Genomic DNA, 20,483 nt, shown 5'->3' on the forward strand with positions numbered 1-20,483 from the left:
CATGCATTGCGAATCCCCGATCAAACGCCGCGTTTCGCGGAAAATCTGGGTCGGCTCCGTGCCGGTGGGTGGTGATGCGCCCATCGCCGTGCAGAGCATGACCAACACCGACACCTGCGACGTCGCCGCTACCGTGGGCCAGATCCAGCGCCTGGTGGATGCCGGCGTCGATATCGTTCGCATCTCCGTACCGGACATGGACGCTGCCGAAGCCTTCGGCCGCATCAAGCAGCAGGTCCAGGTTCCACTGGTCGCGGACATTCACTTCGACTACAAGATCGCCCTGCGCGTCGCCGAACTGGGCGTCGACTGCCTGCGCATCAATCCGGGCAACATCGGCCGTGAAGACCGCGTGAAGGCCGTGGTCGATGCCGCCCGCGACAAGGGCATCCCGATCCGTATCGGCGTCAACGCCGGTTCCCTGGAGAAGGACCTGCAGAAGAAGTACGGCGAGCCGACTCCGCAGGCCCTGGTGGAATCCGCCCTGCGTCATGTCGAACACCTCGACAAGCTCGATTTCCAGGACTTCAAGGTCAGCGTCAAGGCGTCCGACGTGTTCATGGCTGTCGAAGCCTATCGCCTGCTGGCCAAGCAGATCGTCCAGCCGCTGCACCTGGGCATCACCGAGGCCGGCGGCCTGCGCTCCGGTACCGTCAAGTCCGCCGTGGGCCTGGGCATGCTGCTGGCTGACGGCATTGGCGACACCATCCGCATTTCCCTGGCCGCGGACCCGGTGGAAGAGGTCAAGGTCGGCTTCGACATCCTCAAGTCGCTGCACCTGCGTTCCCGTGGCATCAACTTCATCGCCTGCCCGAGCTGCTCGCGGCAGAACTTCGATGTGGTCAAGACCATGAACGAACTGGAAGGCCGTCTCGAAGACCTGCTGATACCGATGGACGTGGCCGTGATCGGCTGCGTGGTCAACGGGCCGGGCGAAGCCAAGGAGGCCCACATCGGCCTGACCGGCGGTACCCCGAACAACCTGGTCTACATCGACGGCAAGCCAGCGCAGAAGCTGAACAACGACAACCTGGTGGACGAGCTGGAACGGCTCATCCGCGAAAAGGCGGCCGCCAAGGCCGAAGCTGACGCGGCGCTGATCGCCCGTAGCTGAAACAAGGAACCTACGTGAGCAAGACCCTGCAAGCCATTCGTGGCATGAACGACATCCTGCCGGAGCAGACGCCCGCCTGGCGTTACCTGGAAAATACCGTAGCCGATCTGCTGGATGTCTACGGTTACAAGGAAATCCGCCTGCCGATCCTCGAGTTCACCGAGCTGTTCGCCCGCGGTATCGGCGAAGGCACCGATGTGGTCGACAAGGAGATGTACACCTTCCTCGATCGCAACGAAGAATCGCTGACCATGCGCCCGGAAGGCACCGCGGGTTGCGTACGCGCCGTGCTCGAGCATGGCCTGACCGGCGGTGGCCAGGTCCAGAAACTCTGGTACGCCGGCCCCATGTTCCGCTACGAGAAGCCGCAGAAGGGCCGCTATCGCCAGTTCCACCAGATGGGTGTGGAAGTGTTCAACCTGCCTGGCCCGGACATCGACGCCGAACTGATCGTGCTGACCTGGCGCCTGTGGAAAAAGCTCGGCCTGGCCGACGCCGTGACCCTGCAACTGAACAGCCTGGGTTCGAGCGAAGCTCGCGCCCGTTACCGTGATGCCCTGGTGGCCTACCTGCAGGAGCGCTACGACCTGCTGGACGAAGACAGCCAGCGCCGTCTGACCACCAACCCGCTGCGCATCCTCGACAGCAAGAATGGCGGCACTCAGGCCCTGCTGGTGGACGCACCGACCCTTCACGATTACCTCGACGAAGAGTCCCTGGCCCACTTCGAGGGGCTCAAGGCGCGCCTGGATGCCGTGGGCATTCGCTACGAAATCAACCAGAAGCTGGTGCGTGGCCTGGACTATTACAGCCGCACCGTCTTCGAGTGGGTGACCGACAAGCTGGGTTCCCAGGGCACAGTTTGTGCCGGCGGCCGTTATGACGGCCTGGTCACCCAGTTCGGCGGCAAGCCGACCCCGGGCGTCGGCTACGCGATGGGCGTCGAGCGTCTGGTACTGCTGTTGGAAACGCTTGGCCTGGTGCCGGAAGAGCTGAACAGCCCTGCTGATGTTTACCTCTGCGCCTTCGGCGAGCCCGCTGAGCTGGCCGCCCTGGAGCTGGCCGAGCGACTGCGCGATGCCCTGCCGGGCGTTCGCCTGCTGGTCAACGCCGGTGCTGGCAGCTTCAAGAGCCAGTTCAAGAAAGCCGACAAGAGTGGTGCCCGTTATGCACTGATCCTGGGGGACGACGAACTGGCCAAGCGCGTGGTAGGTTGCAAGCCGCTTCGCGACGAGAGCGAACAACAAAGCATTGCCTGGGATGCTCTGGCCGAGCATCTCGCTGCCTGCCTGAAGCAGGCTTGAGCATTCAAAGATCAGGAGTACGGGGTTAAGCATGCAGACTGAAGAAGAACAGATTGCGCAGTTCAGGGACTGGTGGCAGCGCAACGGCAAACCCATGCTCACTGGCGGCGCGCTGGCGCTGGCAGTGGTCTTTGGTTGGCAGGCCTGGCAGAAGTACGAAACCAATCAGGCCCAGGGCGCTTCGATCGTTTACCAGCAACTGCTGGAAACTGCTCTGAATCCGAGCGGTACCCCGGATTCGGCCAAGGTGGCCGAGCTCGCGGGCAAGCTGAAGAGCGATTTCAGCGGCACCCACTACGCCCAGTACGGCAGCCTGTTCGTGGCCAAGGTCGCGGTCGAGTCCGGCAAGCTGGACGATGCTGTCGCCGAACTGAAGTCCGTGCTCGACAAGCCCGCCGACGCCACCTTGGGTGAACTGGCTCGCCAGCGCCTGGCGCGCGTGCTCGCTGCGCAGGGCAAGGCCGAGGATGCCCTCAAGCTGCTGGACGGTGATGCCGACAAGGCTTTCCTCGCCAGCCGCGAAGAACTCAAGGGCGACCTGCTGGTTCAGTTGGGTCGCACCGACGACGCGCACTCCGCCTACCAGAAGGCCAAGGACGCGCTACCGGAAGACGCCGCTGTGGGCGGTCTGCAGATGAAGCTCGACGACCTGGCAAAAGGGGACGCTTGACGTGATGCGCTGGAAGAATGCCGCAGTGCTGGCCCTGGCCGTCCTGGCCGTGGGCTGCAGCAGCAACAGCAAGAAGGAACTGCCGCCGGCAGACCTGCCCGACATCACTGAAGAAGTGAAGCTGGACAAGGGGTGGAGCCGCTCCGTTGGCGATGGCCAGGGCGAGACCTACAACCTGCTGGTGCCCGCCGTCGATGGCGACACCATCTATGCTGCCGACGTCAATGGCGAAGTCATGGCGATCAATCGCTTCAATGGCGACGTGATCTGGAAGCAGGATCTCGAACTGCCGGTTTCCGGCGCCGTGAGCGTTGGTTACGGCCTGGTCATGCTCGGCACCCTCAAGGGTGAAGTGGTCGCCCTCGACGCCACCAATGGTGAAGAGAAATGGCGCGCCCGCGTCAATGGCGAGGTGCTGGCTCCGCCGGCCAACAACGGTGATGTGGTCGTCGTGCAGACCCAGAACGACACCCTGTTCGGTTTCGACGCCGCCACCGGCAACCAGCGCTGGATCTACGAGAACACCCCGGCCGTGCTGACCCTGCGTGGTACCGGTGCGCCGATCGTGACCAACAACCTGGCCGTTGCCGGTCTTTCCACTGGCAAGGTGCTTGCCCTGGACATCCAGCGTGGCATCCCGATCTGGGAACAGCGCGTAGCCATTCCGCAGGGCCGTTCCGAACTGGATCGCGTGGTCGACATCGACGGTGGCCTGCTGTTGTCCGGCGGTACGCTCTACTCCGTGACCTACCAGGGCCGGGTTGCGGCGCTGGACCTGGAAAGCGGTCGCGTGCTCTGGCAGCGCGAAGCATCCAGCTACGTCGGCGTGGCCCAGGGCTTTGGTAACGTCTACGTGAGCCTGGCCAACGGCACCGTCGAGGGTGTGGACGAGCGTTCGGCGTCTGCCCTGTGGAGCAACGACGCCCTGGCTCGTCGCCAGCTGTCGGCCCCGGAGGTCTTCTCCAGCTATGTGGCTGTGGGTGACTTCGAAGGCTACCTGCACCTGCTGAGCCAGGTGGACGGTCATTTCGTCGGCCGCGTGAAAGTCGACGGCGACGGCCTGCGGGCTCGCCCGCTGGTGGTGGGTGACTGGATGTACGCATTTGGCAACGGCGGCAAGCTGGTCGGCCTGACCATCCGCTAAGCTGAAGCCTGATATCCGGCCGCTGCCGTCAAACGGCAGCGGCCTTTGTGTTTTCTGAAATAACGAGTGGAGAGCCTCATGGTTCCCGTAATTGCCCTGGTGGGGCGGCCCAACGTCGGCAAGTCCACCCTGTTCAACCGCCTGACCAAGACCCGCAATGCGATCGTCGCCGAATACGCAGGTCTCACCCGTGACCGCCAGTACGGCGAGGCGAAGTGGCAGGGGCGCACCTACATCGTCATCGACACCGGTGGTATTTCCGGCGATGAAGAAGGTATCGACGCGAAAATGGCCGAGCAGTCGCTGCAAGCCATCGAAGAAGCCGATGCGGTGCTCTTCATGGTCGATTCCCGCGCCGGTATGACCGCGTCCGACCAGATGATTGCCGAGCACCTGCGCAAGCGGAACAAGCGCAGCTTCCTGGTGGCCAACAAGGTCGACACCGTCGATCCGGACATCGCCCGTGCCGAGTTCAGCCCTCTGGGCCTGGGCGACGCCCTGCCGATCGCCGCCGCCCACGGCCGCGGCATCACCCAGATGCTCCAGGCTGCCCTGGGTGAGTTCCCGCGTGACGATGGCGCCGACGAAGAAGAAGGGGCCGAAGCCGAAGTGGTCGCCGAAGGCGAGGAAGCCAAGCGCATTCCCGGCCCGAGCGAGAAGGATGGCATCAAGATCGCCATCATCGGACGCCCGAACGTTGGCAAGTCCACCCTGGTCAACCGTATGCTCGGCGAAGAGCGGGTGATCGTGTATGACCAGGCGGGTACCACGCGCGACAGCATCTACATTCCCTTCGAGCGCAATGAAGAGAAGTACACCCTGATTGACACCGCCGGCGTGCGCCGTCGCGGCAAGATCTTCGAAGCGGTGGAAAAGTTCTCGGTGGTGAAGACCCTGCAGGCCATCCAGGACGCCAACGTGGTGATCTTCGTGATGGACGCCCGCGAAGGTGTGGTCGAGCACGACCTCAACCTGCTCGGCTTCGTGCTGGAAACCGGCCGTGCGCTGGTCATCGCCCTGAACAAGTGGGACGGCATGGAGCCCAGCGAGCGCGACTATGTGAAGACCGAGCTGGAGCGCCGGCTGTTCTTCGTCGACTTCGCCGATATCCACTTCATCTCCGCGTTGCACGGTACCGGCGTCGGTCACCTGTACAAATCGGTGCAGGAGTCCTTCCGCTCGGCCATCACCCGCTGGCCCACCAGTCGCCTGACACAGATCCTTGAAGACGCGGTGCAGGAGCACCAGCCGCCGCTGGTCAACGGTCGTCGCATCAAGCTGCGCTACGCTCACCTGGGTGGTGCCAACCCGCCGCTTATCGTGATCCACGGCAACCAGGTCGAGTCGGTGCCCAAGTCCTACTCGCGTTATCTGGAGAACACCTACCGACGCGTGCTCAAACTGGTCGGTACGCCAATCCGCATCGAGTACAAGGGGGGCGAGAACCCCTACGAGGGCAAGAAGAACACCTTGACCGAGCGGCAGGTGAACAAGAAGCGCCGCCTCATGTCGCACCACAAGAAGGCCGATAAGAAGCGTCGCGACAAGAAGCGCTGATTGACCGGTACGAAAGAGGGCGCCCTGAGCGCCCTTTTTCTTTTCCAGGGCCACACTTTCGGGGGAGTGCGTCTTTCGTAGGAGCGAGCTCTGCTCGCCAATCGGGCAGGCACAATGTTTCGCGAGCAGAGCTCGCTCCTACAGGGGCATCCCTGTGGTCGCGAAACCCCTCAGGGCTTAAGCTATGACCCACTTCCCAGTCGCCAACAGCCGGATTGCAATGATCACCAGCAAGCTGCCCAACGTCGGCACCACCATCTTCACCCGCATGTCCCAGCTCGCCGCTGAAGTCGGCGCTATCAACCTGTCCCAGGGTTTTCCGGATTTCTCCGCGCCAGCCGCCCTGTGCGATGCGGTAGGCCGGCACATCGCCGCCGGACACAATCAGTACGCCCCCATGACCGGCTTGCCGGCCCTGCGCGAGCAGGTCGCGGCCAAGGTCGCGACCTTCTATGGTCGCCAGGTCAGCGCCGACAGCGAGGTGACCATCACCCCCGGAGCCACCGAAGCGATCTTCTGCGCCATCCAGGCGGTAGTTCGCGCGGGTGACGAAGTGATCGTCCTCGATCCCTGCTACGACAGCTACGAACCTTCGGTGGAGCTGGCCGGCGGCCGCTGCGTGCATGTGCCCCTGGCGCTGCCGGGCTTCTCCATCGATTGGCAGCGCATGCGCGAGGCGCTCAGTCCGCGTACCCGCATGATCATTATCAACAGTCCGCACAACCCCACCGGCGCGCTGATTTCCCGCGCCGAACTGGATCAGTTGGCCGAGCTGATCCGGGGCCGCGACATCTACCTGGTGTCGGATGAAGTCTACGAGCACCTGGTGTTCGGCGGCGTCAGCCACGTCAGCGTGCTAGCCCACGACGAACTCTACGCCCGCGCCTTCGTGGTCAGCTCCTTCGGCAAGACCTATCACGTCACCGGCTGGAAGACCGGCTACGTGGTGGCGCCGCCGGCGCTGTCCGCCGAACTGCGCAAGGTTCACCAGTACGTGAACTTCTGCGGTGTCACTCCGCTGCAGTGGGCGCTGGCGGACTTCATGGCCGCGCACCCGGAGCACCTGGCCGAGCTGCCGGCTTTCTACCAGGGCAAGCGTGACCTGTTCTGCGACCTGCTGGCCGGCTCGCGATTCCGTTTCACCCGCGCCGCCGGTACCTACTTCCAGTTGGTGGACTACAGCGCCATCCGCGACGACCTGGACGATGTGGCCATGTCCGAGTGGCTGACCCGCGAACACGGCGTGGCCGCCATTCCGGTCTCGGTGTTCTACCAGCAGCCGCCCAAGGACCTGCGGCTGGTGCGCTTCTGCTTCGCCAAACGTGAGGAGACGCTGCGCCAGGCGGCGGAAAAACTATGCGCGATCTGACCACCTTGCCCGACCTCAAGCTGGCCCTGGTGCAGACCACCCTGGCCTGGCACGACTGCGCTGCCAACCATGCCCACTTCGAAGCGCTGCTGGAGCAGGCGAAGGGGGCTGACCTGATCGTTCTGCCGGAGATGTTCACCACCGGCTTCTCCATGGACTCCGCGGCGCTGGCAGAGCCCGAACTGGGCCCGACCCATGCCTGGTTGTGCGAGCAGGCCAGGCGCCTGGATGCCGTCGTCATCGGCAGCCTCATCATCCAGGCCGCCGACAGCAGCCATCGCAACCGTCTGCTCTGGGCTCGCCCGGACGGCGAGGTCCTGCATTACGACAAGCGCCACCTGTTCCGCATGGCCGGTGAGCACAAGCACTACACTCCCGGCGAAACCCAGGCGCTGTTCGAGCTCAAGGGCTGGCGGGTGCGTCCGCTGATCTGCTACGACCTGCGCTTCCCGGTGTGGAGCCGCGACCCGCACGATACCGATCTACTGCTCTACACGGCCAACTGGCCAGCGGCTCGTCGCCATCACTGGAATCGTCTGCTGCCGGCGCGGGCCATCGAGAACCTTTGCTACGTGGCGGCGGTGAATCGCGTTGGCACCGACGGCAAGGGCCATGGTTACAGTGGCGATAGCCAGGTTCTGGATTTCCAGGGCGAACACCTGCTGGATGCCGCAGACGCCGATGGCGTGTTCATCGCCAGTCTGTCCGCGTCACAACTGGCGGCCTACCGCGAGCGCTTTCCTGCGATGCGTGACGCGGACGGTTTCGACCTGCACCTCTGACAGCGGAGAAGGCCATGAGCGAACACAAGCCGCTTCCTGCCGAGGGCAACCTGCTAGTGGCGGGGGAGCGGGTCTACAACACGCCAGTGGAAGTCACCCTGGCGGTGATCGGCGGCAAGTGGAAGTCGCTGCTGGTCTACCACCTGATCCCGGAGGCGCGGCGTTTCTCCGAGCTCAAGCGGCTTGTGCCGGGCATCACCGAGAAGATGCTGACCCAGCAGCTGCGCGAACTGGAGCGAGACGGCATTGTCTCGCGCACCGTCTATGCCGAAGTGCCTCCGCGGGTCGAGTATCGCCTGACCGAGCATGGCTTGAGCCTGAAGCCGGTGCTGGACTCCATGTGTGCCTGGGGCAAGTGCCACTGGCAGCAACAGGGATAGCCGGACTGGTCCGGATGGCGGTGCGCACGGCGCACCCTACCGGCACGGCTTCTGCGTAGGGTGCTCTGTGCGCACCAGCGTTTTCCCCATAAAAGAAAACCCCGCCGGATGGCGGGGTTTTTCATTGCAGCATCAGCCTCAGGCCGCTTCGGCCTCGGCCTGGCTCATGGCGCGGTTGAGGGCGCTGAACAGGGCGCGGAAGCTCGCCGTGGTGAGGTTCTCGTCGACCCCGATACCGTGCAGGGCGCGGCCGCCGTTGACCCGCAGCTCGATGTAGGCCGCAGCCTTGGCGTTGGTCCCGGAGCCAATGGCGTGCTCGGAGTAATCCATGATCTCGACCTTCACCGGCAGGCTGGCCACCAAGGCTTCCAGTGGGCCCTTGCCCATGCCGCGCAGGTGTTGGGTTTCGCCCTTGACCTGGACTTCGATATCCACGGCGCTGGTGCCGTTTTCTTCCTGCAGGCGATGGCCCTTCAGGGTGAACGGGGTAGTCGCTTGCAGGTATTCGGCGTCCAGCAGCTTGTAGATCTGCTCGGCGGTCATTTCCAGGCCCAGGCGATCAGTTTCCTTCTGCACCACCTGGCTGAACTCGATCTGCATGCGGCGCGGCAGGCTGATGCCGTATTCCTGCTCCAGCAGGAAGGTGATGCCACCCTTGCCGGACTGGCTGTTCACGCGGATCACCGCCTCGTAGCTGCGGCCGATGTCGGCCGGGTCGATCGGCAGGTAGGGCACTTCCCAGAGGGCGCCTTCCTCCTGCTGGGCGAAGCCCTTGCGGATGGCGTCCTGGTGGGAGCCGGAGAATGCGGTGTGGACCAGGTCGCCCACGTAGGGGTGACGCGGGTGGACTGGCAGCTGGTTGCACTCCTCGACCACCTTGCGCACGGCATCGATGTCGGAGAAGTCCAGTTGCGGGTGCAGGCCCTGGGTGTACATGTTCAGCGCCAGGGTCACCAGGTCGACGTTGCCGGTGCGCTCGCCGTTGCCGAAGAGGCAGCCTTCCACGCGGTCGGCGCCGGCCATCAGGCCCAGCTCGGTGGCGGCAACGCCGGTGCCGCGGTCGTTGTGGGTGTGCAGGCTGATGATCACCGAGTCACGACGGCTGACATGGCGACCGAACCATTCGATCTGGTCGGCGTACACGTTCGGCGTGGCGCATTCCACGGTGGCCGGCAGGTTGAGGATGATCTTCTTCTCGGGAGTCGGTTGCCAGACGTCGATTACCGCATCGCAGACTTCGACGGCGAACTCCAGCTCGGTGGAGCTGAAGATTTCCGGTGAGTACTGGAAGGTCCAGTCCGTGCCCGGTTGCTCGGCGGCCAGCTTCTTGATCAGCTTGGCGGCGCTGGTGGCGATGTCGACCACGCCGGCCTTGTCCTGGTTGAAGACGATGCGGCGGAACGACGGCGCGGTGGCGTTGTAGACGTGGACGATGGCCTTCTTCGCGCCACGCAGGGACTCGAAGGTACGGGTGATCAGGTCTTCGCGGGCCTGGGTCAGTACCTGGATGGTCACGTCATCCGGAATGTGGCCGCCTTCGATCAGCTCGCGGACGAAGTTGAAGTCGGTATCCGAAGCGGAGGGGAAGGCCACCTCGATTTCCTTCAGGCCCACCTGCACCAGGGTCTTGAAGAAGCGCATCTTCTTCTGCGCATCCATCGGCTCGATCAGCGATTGGTTGCCGTCACGCAGGTCGGAGCTGCACCAGATCGGCACTTCGGTGATGGTCTTCGACGGCCAGGTGCGATTCGGCAGGTTGATGGCGGGGAAGGCGCGGTACTTGCGGGACGGGTCTTTCAGCATGCTCATGGGCAAATCCTTTTTACTGCGGGCCGTGGTGGAGCGGCCAGGCATAGAAGTCGGCGGATGCAGCGGAGGTGGGATTCAGCCACGCAGTCGTGGGCTGACCAGTCGCAGGCAGGCGTGTTGACGCAGAAGGATGAGGGTGTGTGCAGTTTTCATAAGGGCTAACCCTATTCATCGTGAGTGAATATGGCAAGCATCGTTAATAAAATGGTGAAAAAAAGCGCAAGATTTTGCAGTTGGGGAAATTATTGCGTAATTGGTGACATTTTCTAGGGATGATTGCGCGCCTGCTCTGGGGTGGGGTGGCCAGCCCGCGAAATGCCCTTTGCCGGGCAGTTCGCGGGCAGCTGCGTTGTCATTGCTGGGGCGGCAGGCGCAGCGCTCGCATGTCCGCGCCGCTGGGGTGCTGGAACACGCGCAGGCCGAACTCCGGAAGTATCGCCAGCAGGTGATCGAAGATGTCGGACTGGATGGCCTCGTAGCGGGCCCAGGCCGTGGTGTTGGTGAAGCAGTAGAGCTCCAGTGGCAGACCATCGGCGGTCGGGGCCATCTGCCGCACCAGCAGGGTCATGTCCTTGCGGATGTCCTGGTTCTCGCGCAGGTAGTGCTCCACATAGGCGCGGAAGGTACCAATGTTGGTCAGTTGGCGGCTATTGACCGGCAGGCGCTCGTCTTCCTCCAGCTGGCTGTTCCAGGAAAGCAGCTCGCTCTGCTTGACCGTGAGGTAGCTGTCGAGCAGGCGGAAGTCATGGAGGCGGCTGACGTCTTCCGACGCCAGGAAGCGCACGCTGTTCTGGTCCAGGTAGAGGCAGCGTTTGATCCGGCGGCCACCGGACTCCTGCATGCCGCGCCAGTTCTTGAACGAATCGGTGATGAAGCGTTTTGTGGGAATGGTGGTGATGGTCTTGTCCCAGTTCTGCACCTTCACGGTGTGCAGGGCGATGTCGATCACGTCGCCATCGGCGTTCAGTTGCGGCATCTCCACCCAGTCGCCGACGCGGATGATGTCGCTGGAGGTGATCTGCACGCTGGCCACCAGGGACAGCAGGGTGTCCTGGAATATCAGTAGCAGGACCGCGGCCATGGCGCCGAGCCCCGACAGCAGGATCAGCGGCGAGCGGTCGATCAGGCCGGCGATCATCAGGATGGTGGCGATGGCGAAGATGGCGATCTTCAGCACCTGCACATAGCCCTTGATGGGGCGCAGGTGGGCATCCGCGCGTCGCTGGTAGAGGCTGCTGACGATGTTCAGCGCGGCGCTCAGGGCCAGGGCGACGGTGAGGATGATGAACGCGGCGCAAACGTTGGTGACCACTTCCACCAAGGGCCCTGGCAGGTTCGGCACCACCTGTACGCCGCCGGCCAGCACCAGGGCGGGTACCACGTTGGCCAGGCGCTTGATCAGGCCGTGGTCCTGAACCTGTGCACCGGTGAGGCGGAACAGGCCGCGCAGGAGGATGCGCCGGACTATCCAGTTCGACACCCAGGCCAGGAGGATGAGGACGCTGGTGGAGACGACTGTGTGCAGTTCGTCGTGCTGCCGTAGCCAGGTCAGCCAGTGGCTCAGTTCGCTTTGCATGGGCTGCTCCCTTGATCTATCCAGTGAGCGGGGCGGGCCCCGGAAAGCGCCGGACCATAACAAATCTACCTTTCTGGTCCAAACCCAGGCTGTAAGCGCGGATGTATCTCAGGGCTTGTAGGCACCGATGAAAATGGCCGGGTCGACGCGTACGTCGTTGAGGCTGACGTTCCAGTGCATGTGCGGCCCGGTGGCGCGGCCGGTGGCGCCGACGCGTCCGACCACGCCGCCGCGGGGCAGTTGCTGGCCGGGTTTTACGTCAACTTTCGACATGTGACAGAACATGCTGATCAGGCCCTGGCCGTGATCGACGAATACCGTCCTGCCGTTGAAGAAGTAGTCGCCGATCAGGATCACCTTGCCCGCAGCCGGAGCCTTGATCGGCGTGCCGGCGCCCACGGCGAAGTCCAGTCCGGAGTGCGGGTTGCGCTCCTCTCCATTGAAGAAGCGGCGCAGGCCGAAGGGGCTCGAGAGCGGACCGTTCACCGGCTTGTCGAACAGCAGGTTGCTTGGTGTGCCGGGGCTGAAGCGGCGGTAGGCAGCGGTTTGCTCGGCCAGTTCGCGGTCGATGCGCTTGAGGTCTTCGGGCAGCGGGTTCACCTGGCGGGTGTTGGCCAGCTTGATGCGCTGCTCACGGTAGGTGCGCGGACCGACGCTGAAAGCCAGCTTGCGTCCGTCATTTACCTCGATCTGCTGTTTGCCGGCCTTGGCGCCCAGTGGAATGCCGACTATGGCGATCCAGTCGCGGCCGTCCTCCTTGACCACCAGCACGGGCTTGCCCTGATAGCGCGCCGTGGGTGCTTCGGCGCCGTTGCCAAGTTGGACCACCGCCACGCCGCCCGGTACCGGCTTGTTCAACAGACGGGTGATGAAGCCTTCGGCATGGGCGGGGAGGGCGAGGCAGAAGAGCAGGGCGGCAAACAGGCGCATGGTCAGTCCAGCAGGGAGAGGTTTACGGGGGTGAGGTGGTTGTCCTCGACGCGCACGTCCAGTTCACCCTCACCGAGTCGTGCCTTGAGGCGCTGGCCGGGGCGGGTCTGGCTGGCGGAGCGGACGGCTTGGCCGCGTTCGTCGAGCAGGATGCTGTAGCCGCGTCCGAGGGTGGCCAGGGGGCTGACCACGTGCAGGGTCTGGGCCAGCGCGTCAAGGCGCTGGCGACGGTCCTTGAGGGCGTCGCGGGCGGCGCGGCGCAGGCGATCGGCCAGGCTGTCGAGCTTTTGCCGCAGCAGGGCCAGAGTGCGGCCGGGGTGTTGCGCGGCCAGGCGGGTGTCCAGGCGTGCCAGGCGCTCGTGGCGTATCTGCTGCTGGCGCTCGAAGGCACGGCGCAGGCGCATGTCCAGGTCATCCAGACGCTGGGCCTGCTGGCGCAAGCGTTCGCCGGGGTGGCGCAGGCGCCGGAACAGCCCGTCCAGACGCAGGCGTTCGCGGGTCAGGTGTTCGCGCAGACGCAGGATCAGGCGGCGGTGAAGGCCATCGAGACGCTGCTGCAGGTCACTGGCGTCGGGGGCGAGCAGCTCGGCCGCGGCGGAGGGCGTCGGGGCGCGTACGTCGGCGACGAAGTCACTGATGGATACATCTGTTTCATGGCCAACGGCGCTGACGATGGGCGTCTGGCAGGCGGCTACGGCGCGGGCCACGGCTTCTTCGTTGAAGCACCAGAGGTCTTCCAGGGAACCGCCGCCCCGGGCCAGGATCAGCGCGTCGAATCCCTGGGCGTCGGCCAGGGCCAGCGCACGGACGATCTGCGCGGTGGCCTCGCGGCCCTGCACGGCGGTGGGGACCAGGGTCAGCTGTACGTGCGGCGCGCGGCGGCGGAACACGCTGATGATGTCGCGGATCACTGCGCCGGTGGGCGAGCTGATGATGCCGATGCGTTGTGGATGGCCGGGCAAGGGGCGCTTACGCTCGGCGGCAAACAGGCCTTCGGCGGCGAGCTTTTCCTTCAGCGCCTCGAAGGCTAGGCGCAGGGCGCCGTCGCCGGCTGGTTCGACGGCATCGGCGATCAACTGGTAATCGCCTCGACCCTCGAACAGCGAGACCTTGCCGCGTACGCGCACGGCCATGCCGTCGCGCAGGGCCTGGCGCACGCGCTGGGCGTTCTGCCGGAACAGGGCGCAGCGGACCTGCGCCTGGGCATCCTTGAGGGTGAAATACAGGTGGCCGGAGGCGGGACGGGCAAGGTTGGAAATCTCGCCCTCCACCCAGACCTGCGGGAACACGTCCTCCAATAGATGGCGGGCGCGCTGGTTGAGCTGGCTGACGGTCAGCACCTCGCGGTCGAGGCCGAGCCGTTGGAAGGGATCGTTGATCATGGGCGGAAATGATAATGGCTTTGTCGCCATGCGCCATAGTTGACGAGTGGGGTGCGACAGTTAAGCTGCGCGCCGTTTTCACCGTTGCAGGAGGCCAGAGATGGAATCGAGCCAGTTGATCATCGTGCCGCAGGTTTCCAGCGTGCCCGGCCACCAGGCCCTGGCCGGACGCATGTTGCGCTGGCTGGCGCAGCGCGAGGTGGTCGAGCCGCTGCCGAGCACGTGCGGCCTGCGTGGCAATCGCATGGCCTACGCCATCGCCCCCGGTGCGCGGAACGTGGTGGAGCATCCGGATCGCCTGCCGTTCGGCCTGCCGGTACGTGGGCTGGAGCTGGTGGACAAGCGCTGCATCTATACGCCTACCCGCAATTTTCTCAACGAAGCGGGTTGCCCTGAGTGCCGCAAGGAGGTTGGCGAGCCTCTTTTCGAAAGCCTGGAAGACTGGTGGCCGGGGCGCACGGATAACTTCAGTTGCCCGGAGTGCGGCTTCGAGGACGACATCAACGGCTTTCTGTTCTTGCAGCCTTGCGGCTTTTCCAACCTCGGCTTCATCTTCAACGGCTGGGGCGAGACCGCCTTTACCCGGGCATTTCTCGATGCGTTCGCCGAGCGGCTGGGGTTCGCCGTGCGTCAGGTGCGGACGGACGGCTGACTGGTGGGAGCGATTTCAATCGCGAAACGGGTCGGGGACCTGCCCCCTCGTCCCTTTTGGGACGGTGGTACGGCCCTTTCGCGAATAAATTCGCTCCTACCACAAGAAACCCGATCTGCAGCCCATCGGCTGCGTTGAGCGGAGGCCCAGGCCTCGTTATAATGGCGCGCTTCCAATTTTCCCGCCTGGGAGCCCCCGCCATGCTGCGCATCAGCCAAGAAGCCCTGACCTTCGACGACGTTCTCCTGATCCCGGGTTATTCCGAGATTCTGCCCAAGGATGTCAGCCTCAAGACCCGCCTGACCCGCGGCATCGAACTGAACATCCCGCTGGTTTCCGCGGCGATGGACACCGTGACCGAAGCCCGCCTGGCCATCGCCATGGCCCAGGAAGGCGGCATTGGCATCATCCACAAGAACATGACCATCGAGCAGCAGGCTGCCGAGGTGCGCAAGGTCAAGCGTCACGAGACTGCTATCGTCCGTGACCCGGTGACCGTCACCCCCTCCACCAAGATCATCGAGCTGCTGCAGATTGCCCGTGAATACGGCTTCTCCGGCTTCCCGGTCGTGGATGAAGGCGAGCTGGTGGGCATCGTGACCGGCCGCGATCTGCGCTTCAAGCCGAACGTCGGTGACACTGTCGCCGCGATCATGACGCCGAAAGACAAGCTGGTCACCGCCCGTGAAGGCACCCCGCTGGAAGAGATGAAGGTCAAGCTCTACGAGAACCGCATCGAGAAGATGCTGGTGGTCGATGAGAACTTCTACCTGCGCGGCCTGGTGACCTTCCGCGATATCGAGAAGGCCAAGACCTACCCGCTGGCGTCCAAGGATGACCTGGGCCGTCTGCGCGTAGGCGCTGCAGTGGGCACCGGCGCCGACACCGGCGAACGCGTTTCCGCACTGGTTGCCGCTGGCGTCGACGTGGTGGTGGTAGACACCGCCCATGGCCACTCCAGGGGCGTGATCGAGCGCGTACGCTGGGTCAAGGACACCTACCCGCACGTACAGGTGATCGGCGGCAACATCGCCACCGGCGACGCCGCCAAGGCCCTTGCCGAGGCTGGTGCTGACGCGGTCAAGGTCGGCATCGGCCCGGGCTCCATCTGCACCACCCGTATCGTTGCCGGCGTTGGTGTGCCGCAAATCTCCGCCATCGCCAACGTCGCTGCCGCGCTGGCCGGTTCCGGTATCCCGCTGATCGCCGACGGCGGTATCCGCTTCTCCGGTGACCTGTCCAAAGCCATCGTGGCCGGTGCTTCCTGCGTGATGATGGGCTCCATGTTCGCCGGTACCGAAGAGGCTCCGGGCGAAGTCGAGCTGTTCCAGGGGCGTTCCTACAAGGCTTACCGCGGCATGGGCTCGCTGGGCGCCATGGCGCAGTCCCAGGGCTCGTCCGACCGTTACTTCCAGGACTCCTCGGCCGGTGCCGAGAAGCTGGTTCCGGAAGGTATCGAAGGCCGCGTTCCCTACAAGGGCACCCTGACCGCCATCGTTCACCAACTGATGGGCGGCCTGCGTGCCTCCATGGGCTACACCGGTTGCTCTACTGTCGAAGAGATGCGTACCAAGCCGCAGTTCGTGCGCATCACCGGCGCCGGCATGGCCGAGTCCCACGTCCATGACGTGCAGATCACCAAGGAAGCCCCGAACTACCGCGTCGGTTGAGGCTGACTGAATAAGGGTCTGTTGACGTTTCGCTCGCGGCTGCGCCGAAACGTCAACAGACCCTAACGTGTCACGGGGCTGTTCGATTCAGCCCCGTGTCGTTTGTGAATTCCGTAACGAGAGATGGCCATGTCCCAAGACATTCACGCCCACCGGATCCTGATCCTCGACTTCGGTTCCCAGTACACCCAGCTGATCGCCCGCCGCGTGCGCGAGATCGGCGTGTACTGCGAGATCCACCCGTTCGACATGAGCAACGAGGCGATCCGCGCCTTCGCCCCGCGCGGCATCATCCTCGCCGGTGGCCCCGAGTCGGTGCACGAAGCCGACAGCCCGCGCGCGCCGCAGGCCGTGTTCGACCTCAATGTGCCGTTGTTCGGCATCTGCTACGGCATGCAGACCATGGCTGAGCAACTGGGCGGCAAGGTGCAGGGTTCCGACCTGCGCGAATTCGGTTACGCCCGTGTTGACGTGGTGGGCAAGGCCCGCCTGCTGAACGGCATCGAAGACCATGTCGATGACGACGGCGTACTCGGCCTCGATGTGTGGATGAGCCACGGCGACAAGGTCACCGACATGCCGGCCGGCTTCCACATCCTGGCCAGCACCCCGAGTTGCCCGATCGCCGCCATGGCCGACGATCATCGTGCCTACTACGGCGTGCAGTTCCACCCGGAAGTGACCCACACCAAGCAGGGCGGTCGCATCCTCTCCCGCTTCGTGCTGGACATCTGCGGCTGCGCCGCCCTCTGGACCCCGTCCAACATCGTCGAAGACGCCATCGCCACCGTGCGTGCCCAGGTGGGCTCGTCCAAGGTGCTGCTGGGCCTGTCCGGCGGCGTGGACTCCTCCGTGGTGGCGGCCCTGTTGCACCGCGCCATCGGCGATCAGTTGACCTGCGTCTTTGTCGACAACGGCCTGCTGCGCCTGCACGAGGGCGATCACGTGATGGCCATGTTCGCCGAGAACATGGGCGTACGCGTGATTCGCGCCAACGCTGAAGAGAAGTTCCTCTCCCGCCTGGCTGGCGTTGCCGACCCGGAAGAGAAGCGCAAGATCATCGGTCGTACCTTCATCGAAGTGTTCGATGAGGAAGCCACCAGGCTGCAGGGCATCAAGTTCCTCGCCCAGGGCACCATCTACCCCGACGTGATCGAGTCGGCCGGCGCCAAGACCGGCAAGGCCCACGTGATCAAGTCCCACCACAACGTCGGTGGCCTGCCGGAAGACATGCAGTTCGAACTGGTCGAGCCGCTGCGCGAGCTGTTCAAGGACGAAGTGCGCAAGATCGGCCTGGAGCTGGGCCTGCCCTACAGCATGGTCTATCGCCACCCGTTCCCCGGCCCGGGCCTGGGCGTGCGTATCCTCGGCGAAGTGAAGAAGGAATATGCCGACCTGCTGCGTCGCGCCGACCACATCTTCATCGAAGAACTGCACAAGGCAGACTGGTACCAAAAGACCAGCCAGGCCTTCGTCGTGTTCCAGCCGGTGAAGTCCGTCGGCGTGGTCGGTGACGGCCGTCGCTACGCCTGGGTCGTCGCCCTGCGTGCGGTGGAAACCATCGACTTCATGACCGCTCGCTGGGCGCACCTGCCCTACGAGCTGCTGGAGACCGTCTCCAACCGCATCATCAACGAGATCGAAGGCATCTCCCGCGTCACCTACGACGTGTCGAGCAAGCCGCCGGCGACCATCGAGTGGGAGTGATGTAGGGTCCTTCTGGGCTCATTGAGATGTATCGATAGCCAGTTGCAACGTGTTGATTTAAAAGAAAATTCGTTGCAATGGTTATCGAGGCCTATCGCCGACTAGCAGAACGGATTGGCGGTAGCGGGGACGGTAGTAAACAGCGGTCGGATTGAGACCGTTCTGTTTACTATCCGGACAAAACCGGTCTTTGACGGTAAATCGCTCCTTGGGAAAGCTTGCCCCGTGCGGCTTTCCCGGCATCAACAGGTCTCCTGACCCTTGACGGTAAAAGCCGTCATGAACAGGAGTAAAAACCTCGATGCTTACTGATACCAAACTGCGCAATCTCAAGCCCAAGTCCAAGCTGTACAAGGCTTTCGACCGCGATGGTATGTACGTGACGGTATCGCCTACCGGTACCGTCACCTTTCGCTACGACTACCGTCTCAATGGGCGCCGAGAAACGCTGACCATCGGCCGCTATGGGCCAACTGGCATTTCCCTGGCCATGGCGCGCGAGAAGCTGCTCGATGCCAAGCGCATGGTCGCCCTGGGCAAGTCTCCCTCCCTGGAGAAGCAGCGCGCTAAGCGGCGCCTGAACGCCGCCAAGAATTTCGGTGAAACGCTGACGAAGTGGTTGGCCGGTGCGCGCATGGCCGACAGCACGCGTGCGATGCGTAAAAGCATCATCGACCGCGACATCCTGCCGGTCTTCGAGAACCGGCTGCTGACCGAAATCACCCCTGACGATCTGCGAGCCCTGTGTGCCAAGGTAAAGGCTCGAGGGGCGCCGGCAACTGCGGTCCATATTCGCGACATCGTGAAACAGGTCTACGCGTTCGCGATCTTGCATGGCGAGAAGGTCGAGAATCCGGCTGACGACGTTAAGGCGTCTTCCATCGCTATTTTCGCGCCGAAGGACCGGGCGCTGAGCCCGACCGAAATTCGGCTGGCCTTCCATCAACTGGAGACAATCGCCGCGTATCCCACGATCAAGCTGGCCTTGCGGCTGGTGCTGCTGACCTTGGTACGCAAGAGCGAGCTGATCGAGGCAACCTGGGACGAGGTGGACTTCGAGAACGCCACCTGGACGATCTCCAAGGAGCGGATGAAGGGGCGTAACCCGCATGTTGTCTACCTGTCGCGCCAGGCCCTGGACATCTTCGTGGCCCTGCACACCTGTGCGGCCGGTTCCCGGTATGTGTTGCCCTCGCGCTATGACATCTACCGTTGCATGTCGCACGCCACCCTGAACCGCATCACCCAGCTCATTGCCTCCCGTGCGAAGGAAGCAGGCCTGCCGTTGGAGCCGTTCACCGTCCACGACCTTCGCAGGACTGGCTCCACGCTGCTCAACGAGGTGGGCTTCAACGGCGACTGGATCGAGAAATGCCTGGCTCACGAAGATGGCCGCTCCTCGCGCTCGGTCTACAACAAGGCCGAGTACGCGGAGCAGCGCCGGCACATGCTGCAGGAGTGGGCGGACATGATCGACGCTTGGATCGATGGCCGCACTCATGTTCCCCAACTGCTGCCGGACAGCGTTGTAGTGCCGGTGTTGAGTGCCACGGTTTAAGGAAAGCGAAAGGTTGTCAGTTGACAACCTTGCCCGTCATGCGAATACTGGAGATCACTGATGACCCGTCCTTCTCACTCGAAGAAAGAGGTCGAAGAAGCACTCAAACATGCCGAAGAGCAGGGCTGGCGCATAGAGCTGGGTGGTAGTCACGCGTGGGGACGAATCTACTGCCCCTACAACGATGAAGAGTGTCGCTGCGGCGAGTTCTGCATCACCAGCGTGTGGAGCACACCGAAGAACCCAGGCAACCATGCGCGTGCCCTTCGGCGCGTCGTCGACAACTGCACCACGCACCGTAAACAGCGGCAGATCGCTGAGGGTGCAGAGGAGTAGCGCTATGGAATATATCTTCACCCTGAAATACCAACTGACCGACGATGACCGTGACCCGGAAGCGTTGGTAGAGCGCCTCGGCGAGGCCGGCTGCGACGATGCCCTGATCGGCATTGGCCAGCCAGGCCGGCTGGCGCTGGAGTTCACCCGTGAAGCGGAGAGCGCTGAGGCTGCTGTACGCAGTGCCCTTGCCGACGTGCGGAGTGCCGTACCGTCGGCAAGGCTGATCGAGGTGGCACCGGATTTGGTCGGTCTCACCGATGTGGCGGAGATCGTCGGCGTGTCGCGCCAGAATATGCGCAAGCTGATGTTAGCTTATCCGAGCAGCTTCCCTACGCCGGTGCATGAGGGCAGTGCGTCGATCTGGCACCTGGCGGACGTGCTGACCTGGCTGCAGGCCAAAGGTAGCTATTTGCTGCCTAGCGGTGTCTTGGATGTGGCTCAGGTAGCCCTGCAGGTCAACCTGGCCAAGGAAGAACGACGGCTCACTCGCCCGGCCTTCAAGGAACTGCAAGCCCTTGTCGGATGAGGTCGGCGCCGACT

Annotated in this window: 18 protein-coding genes; 14 read left to right on the forward strand and 4 right to left on the reverse strand. The window is 63.8% G+C overall.

Annotated elements, in window-relative coordinates; translation table 11 throughout:
• Position 1 precedes the first annotated feature (1 nt).
• The 8 genes from ispG (at position 2) to THL1_RS06020 (ending at position 8,320) form a co-directional block, all read left to right on the forward strand.
• On the forward strand, positions 2 to 1,114 hold the full coding sequence (ispG, locus tag THL1_RS05985) for a flavodoxin-dependent (E)-4-hydroxy-3-methylbut-2-enyl-diphosphate synthase (RefSeq protein ID WP_069082400.1): 1,113 nt from the start codon (positions 2 to 4) through the stop codon (positions 1,112 to 1,114).
• 14 nt (positions 1,115 to 1,128) lie between these two features.
• Positions 1,129 to 2,418, forward strand: a complete 1,290-nt coding sequence (hisS, locus tag THL1_RS05990; RefSeq protein ID WP_069082401.1) for a histidine--tRNA ligase — start codon at positions 1,129 to 1,131, stop codon at positions 2,416 to 2,418.
• A 31-nt stretch (positions 2,419 to 2,449) separates the two neighbouring features.
• Positions 2,450 to 3,088, forward strand: coding sequence for a YfgM family protein (locus THL1_RS05995; protein ID WP_069082402.1), 639 nt, complete (start codon positions 2,450 to 2,452; stop codon positions 3,086 to 3,088).
• A 1-nt stretch (position 3,089) separates the two neighbouring features.
• On the forward strand, positions 3,090 to 4,232 hold the full coding sequence (gene bamB / locus THL1_RS06000; RefSeq protein WP_069082403.1) for an outer membrane protein assembly factor BamB: 1,143 nt from the start codon (positions 3,090 to 3,092) through the stop codon (positions 4,230 to 4,232).
• A 78-nt stretch (positions 4,233 to 4,310) separates the two neighbouring features.
• Complete coding sequence (gene der, locus THL1_RS06005; protein WP_069082404.1) at positions 4,311 to 5,789, forward strand: ribosome biogenesis GTPase Der; 1,479 nt, start codon at positions 4,311 to 4,313, stop codon at positions 5,787 to 5,789.
• 220 nt (positions 5,790 to 6,009) lie between these two features.
• The gene (locus tag THL1_RS06010) at positions 6,010 to 7,158 is read left to right on the forward strand and encodes a pyridoxal phosphate-dependent aminotransferase (protein ID WP_069082405.1); all 1,149 of its coding nucleotides are present in this window, start codon (positions 6,010 to 6,012) and stop codon (positions 7,156 to 7,158) included.
• Complete coding sequence (locus tag THL1_RS06015; protein ID WP_069082406.1) at positions 7,146 to 7,940, forward strand: amidohydrolase; 795 nt, start codon at positions 7,146 to 7,148, stop codon at positions 7,938 to 7,940. Before THL1_RS06010 ends, THL1_RS06015 begins: the two co-directional genes overlap by 13 nt.
• A 14-nt stretch (positions 7,941 to 7,954) precedes the next feature.
• Positions 7,955 to 8,320 carry a winged helix-turn-helix transcriptional regulator gene (locus tag THL1_RS06020; RefSeq protein ID WP_069082407.1) on the forward strand — a complete coding sequence of 122 codons (366 nt, stop codon included), beginning with the start codon at positions 7,955 to 7,957 and terminating at the stop codon, positions 8,318 to 8,320.
• A gap of 138 nt (positions 8,321 to 8,458) precedes the next feature.
• On the opposite strand, the gene leuA is transcribed toward THL1_RS06020, so the two are convergent.
• From leuA to xseA, 4 genes are all read right to left on the reverse strand, one after another.
• Positions 8,459 to 10,129, reverse strand: a complete 1,671-nt coding sequence (gene leuA, locus THL1_RS06025; RefSeq protein ID WP_069082408.1) for a 2-isopropylmalate synthase — start codon at positions 10,127 to 10,129, stop codon at positions 8,459 to 8,461.
• Between the two features lie 352 nt (positions 10,130 to 10,481).
• The gene (locus THL1_RS06030; protein WP_069082409.1) at positions 10,482 to 11,705 is read right to left on the reverse strand and encodes a mechanosensitive ion channel family protein; all 1,224 of its coding nucleotides are present in this window, start codon (positions 11,703 to 11,705) and stop codon (positions 10,482 to 10,484) included.
• Between the two features lie 108 nt (positions 11,706 to 11,813).
• The gene (locus THL1_RS06035; protein ID WP_069082410.1) at positions 11,814 to 12,635 is read right to left on the reverse strand and encodes a peptidoglycan DD-metalloendopeptidase family protein; all 822 of its coding nucleotides are present in this window, start codon (positions 12,633 to 12,635) and stop codon (positions 11,814 to 11,816) included.
• A 2-nt stretch (positions 12,636 to 12,637) separates the two neighbouring features.
• The gene (xseA, locus tag THL1_RS06040; RefSeq protein WP_069082411.1) at positions 12,638 to 14,017 is read right to left on the reverse strand and encodes an exodeoxyribonuclease VII large subunit; all 1,380 of its coding nucleotides are present in this window, start codon (positions 14,015 to 14,017) and stop codon (positions 12,638 to 12,640) included.
• Positions 14,018 to 14,117: 100 nt separating this feature from the next.
• Here xseA and THL1_RS06045 point away from each other — a divergent pair, with 100 nt between their 5' ends.
• The 6 genes from THL1_RS06045 to THL1_RS06070 all read left to right on the forward strand — a co-directional run bounded on the left by THL1_RS06045 (position 14,118) and on the right by THL1_RS06070 (position 20,469).
• Positions 14,118 to 14,669, forward strand: a complete 552-nt coding sequence (locus tag THL1_RS06045; RefSeq protein WP_069082412.1) for a sugar ABC transporter ATPase — start codon at positions 14,118 to 14,120, stop codon at positions 14,667 to 14,669.
• Positions 14,670 to 14,869: 200 nt separating this feature from the next.
• Positions 14,870 to 16,339 carry an IMP dehydrogenase gene (gene guaB / locus THL1_RS06050; protein ID WP_069082413.1) on the forward strand — a complete coding sequence of 490 codons (1,470 nt, stop codon included), beginning with the start codon at positions 14,870 to 14,872 and terminating at the stop codon, positions 16,337 to 16,339.
• A gap of 129 nt (positions 16,340 to 16,468) precedes the next feature.
• Complete coding sequence (gene guaA / locus THL1_RS06055; protein WP_069082414.1) at positions 16,469 to 18,046, forward strand: glutamine-hydrolyzing GMP synthase; 1,578 nt, start codon at positions 16,469 to 16,471, stop codon at positions 18,044 to 18,046.
• Between the two features lie 301 nt (positions 18,047 to 18,347).
• Positions 18,348 to 19,604 (forward strand): tyrosine-type recombinase/integrase, encoded by a 1,257-nt coding sequence (locus THL1_RS06060; protein WP_069082415.1) that lies wholly within the window; start codon positions 18,348 to 18,350, stop codon positions 19,602 to 19,604.
• Between the two features lie 60 nt (positions 19,605 to 19,664).
• Positions 19,665 to 19,940, forward strand: coding sequence for a hypothetical protein (locus THL1_RS06065; protein ID WP_069082416.1), 276 nt, complete (start codon positions 19,665 to 19,667; stop codon positions 19,938 to 19,940).
• Between the two features lie 4 nt (positions 19,941 to 19,944).
• Positions 19,945 to 20,469 carry a helix-turn-helix transcriptional regulator gene (locus tag THL1_RS06070; protein WP_069082417.1) on the forward strand — a complete coding sequence of 175 codons (525 nt, stop codon included), beginning with the start codon at positions 19,945 to 19,947 and terminating at the stop codon, positions 20,467 to 20,469.
• The last annotated feature ends 14 nt before the right edge of the window (positions 20,470 to 20,483 follow it).

The sequence above is a fragment of the Pseudomonas sp. TCU-HL1 genome, from assembly GCF_001708505.1.
Lineage (GTDB): Bacteria > Pseudomonadota > Gammaproteobacteria > Pseudomonadales > Pseudomonadaceae > Metapseudomonas.

Bases quoted from the DNA above. Each gene is read 5' to 3' on its own strand.
- THL1_RS06030 (WP_069082409.1), bottom strand. From the start codon at position 11,705: ATGCAAAGCGAACTGAGCCACTGGCTGACCTGGCTACGGCAGCACGAC.
- guaA (WP_069082414.1), top strand. From the start codon at position 16,469: ATGTCCCAAGACATTCACGCCCACCGGATCCTGATCCTCGACTTCGGT.
- ispG (WP_069082400.1), top strand. From the start codon at position 2: ATGCATTGCGAATCCCCGATCAAACGCCGCGTTTCGCGGAAAATCTGG.
- THL1_RS06015 (WP_069082406.1), top strand. From the start codon at position 7,146: ATGCGCGATCTGACCACCTTGCCCGACCTCAAGCTGGCCCTGGTGCAG.
- THL1_RS06020 (WP_069082407.1), top strand. From the start codon at position 7,955: ATGAGCGAACACAAGCCGCTTCCTGCCGAGGGCAACCTGCTAGTGGCG.
- der (WP_069082404.1), top strand. From the start codon at position 4,311: ATGGTTCCCGTAATTGCCCTGGTGGGGCGGCCCAACGTCGGCAAGTCC.
- guaB (WP_069082413.1), top strand. From the start codon at position 14,870: ATGCTGCGCATCAGCCAAGAAGCCCTGACCTTCGACGACGTTCTCCTG.
- THL1_RS06045 (WP_069082412.1), top strand. From the start codon at position 14,118: ATGGAATCGAGCCAGTTGATCATCGTGCCGCAGGTTTCCAGCGTGCCC.
- THL1_RS05995 (WP_069082402.1), top strand. From the start codon at position 2,450: ATGCAGACTGAAGAAGAACAGATTGCGCAGTTCAGGGACTGGTGGCAG.
- THL1_RS06060 (WP_069082415.1), top strand. From the start codon at position 18,348: ATGCTTACTGATACCAAACTGCGCAATCTCAAGCCCAAGTCCAAGCTG.
- THL1_RS06070 (WP_069082417.1), top strand. From the start codon at position 19,945: ATGGAATATATCTTCACCCTGAAATACCAACTGACCGACGATGACCGT.
- THL1_RS06065 (WP_069082416.1), top strand. From the start codon at position 19,665: ATGACCCGTCCTTCTCACTCGAAGAAAGAGGTCGAAGAAGCACTCAAA.
- xseA (WP_069082411.1), bottom strand. From the start codon at position 14,017: ATGATCAACGATCCCTTCCAACGGCTCGGCCTCGACCGCGAGGTGCTG.
- leuA (WP_069082408.1), bottom strand. From the start codon at position 10,129: ATGAGCATGCTGAAAGACCCGTCCCGCAAGTACCGCGCCTTCCCCGCC.
- THL1_RS06035 (WP_069082410.1), bottom strand. From the start codon at position 12,635: ATGCGCCTGTTTGCCGCCCTGCTCTTCTGCCTCGCCCTCCCCGCCCAT.
- THL1_RS06010 (WP_069082405.1), top strand. From the start codon at position 6,010: ATGATCACCAGCAAGCTGCCCAACGTCGGCACCACCATCTTCACCCGC.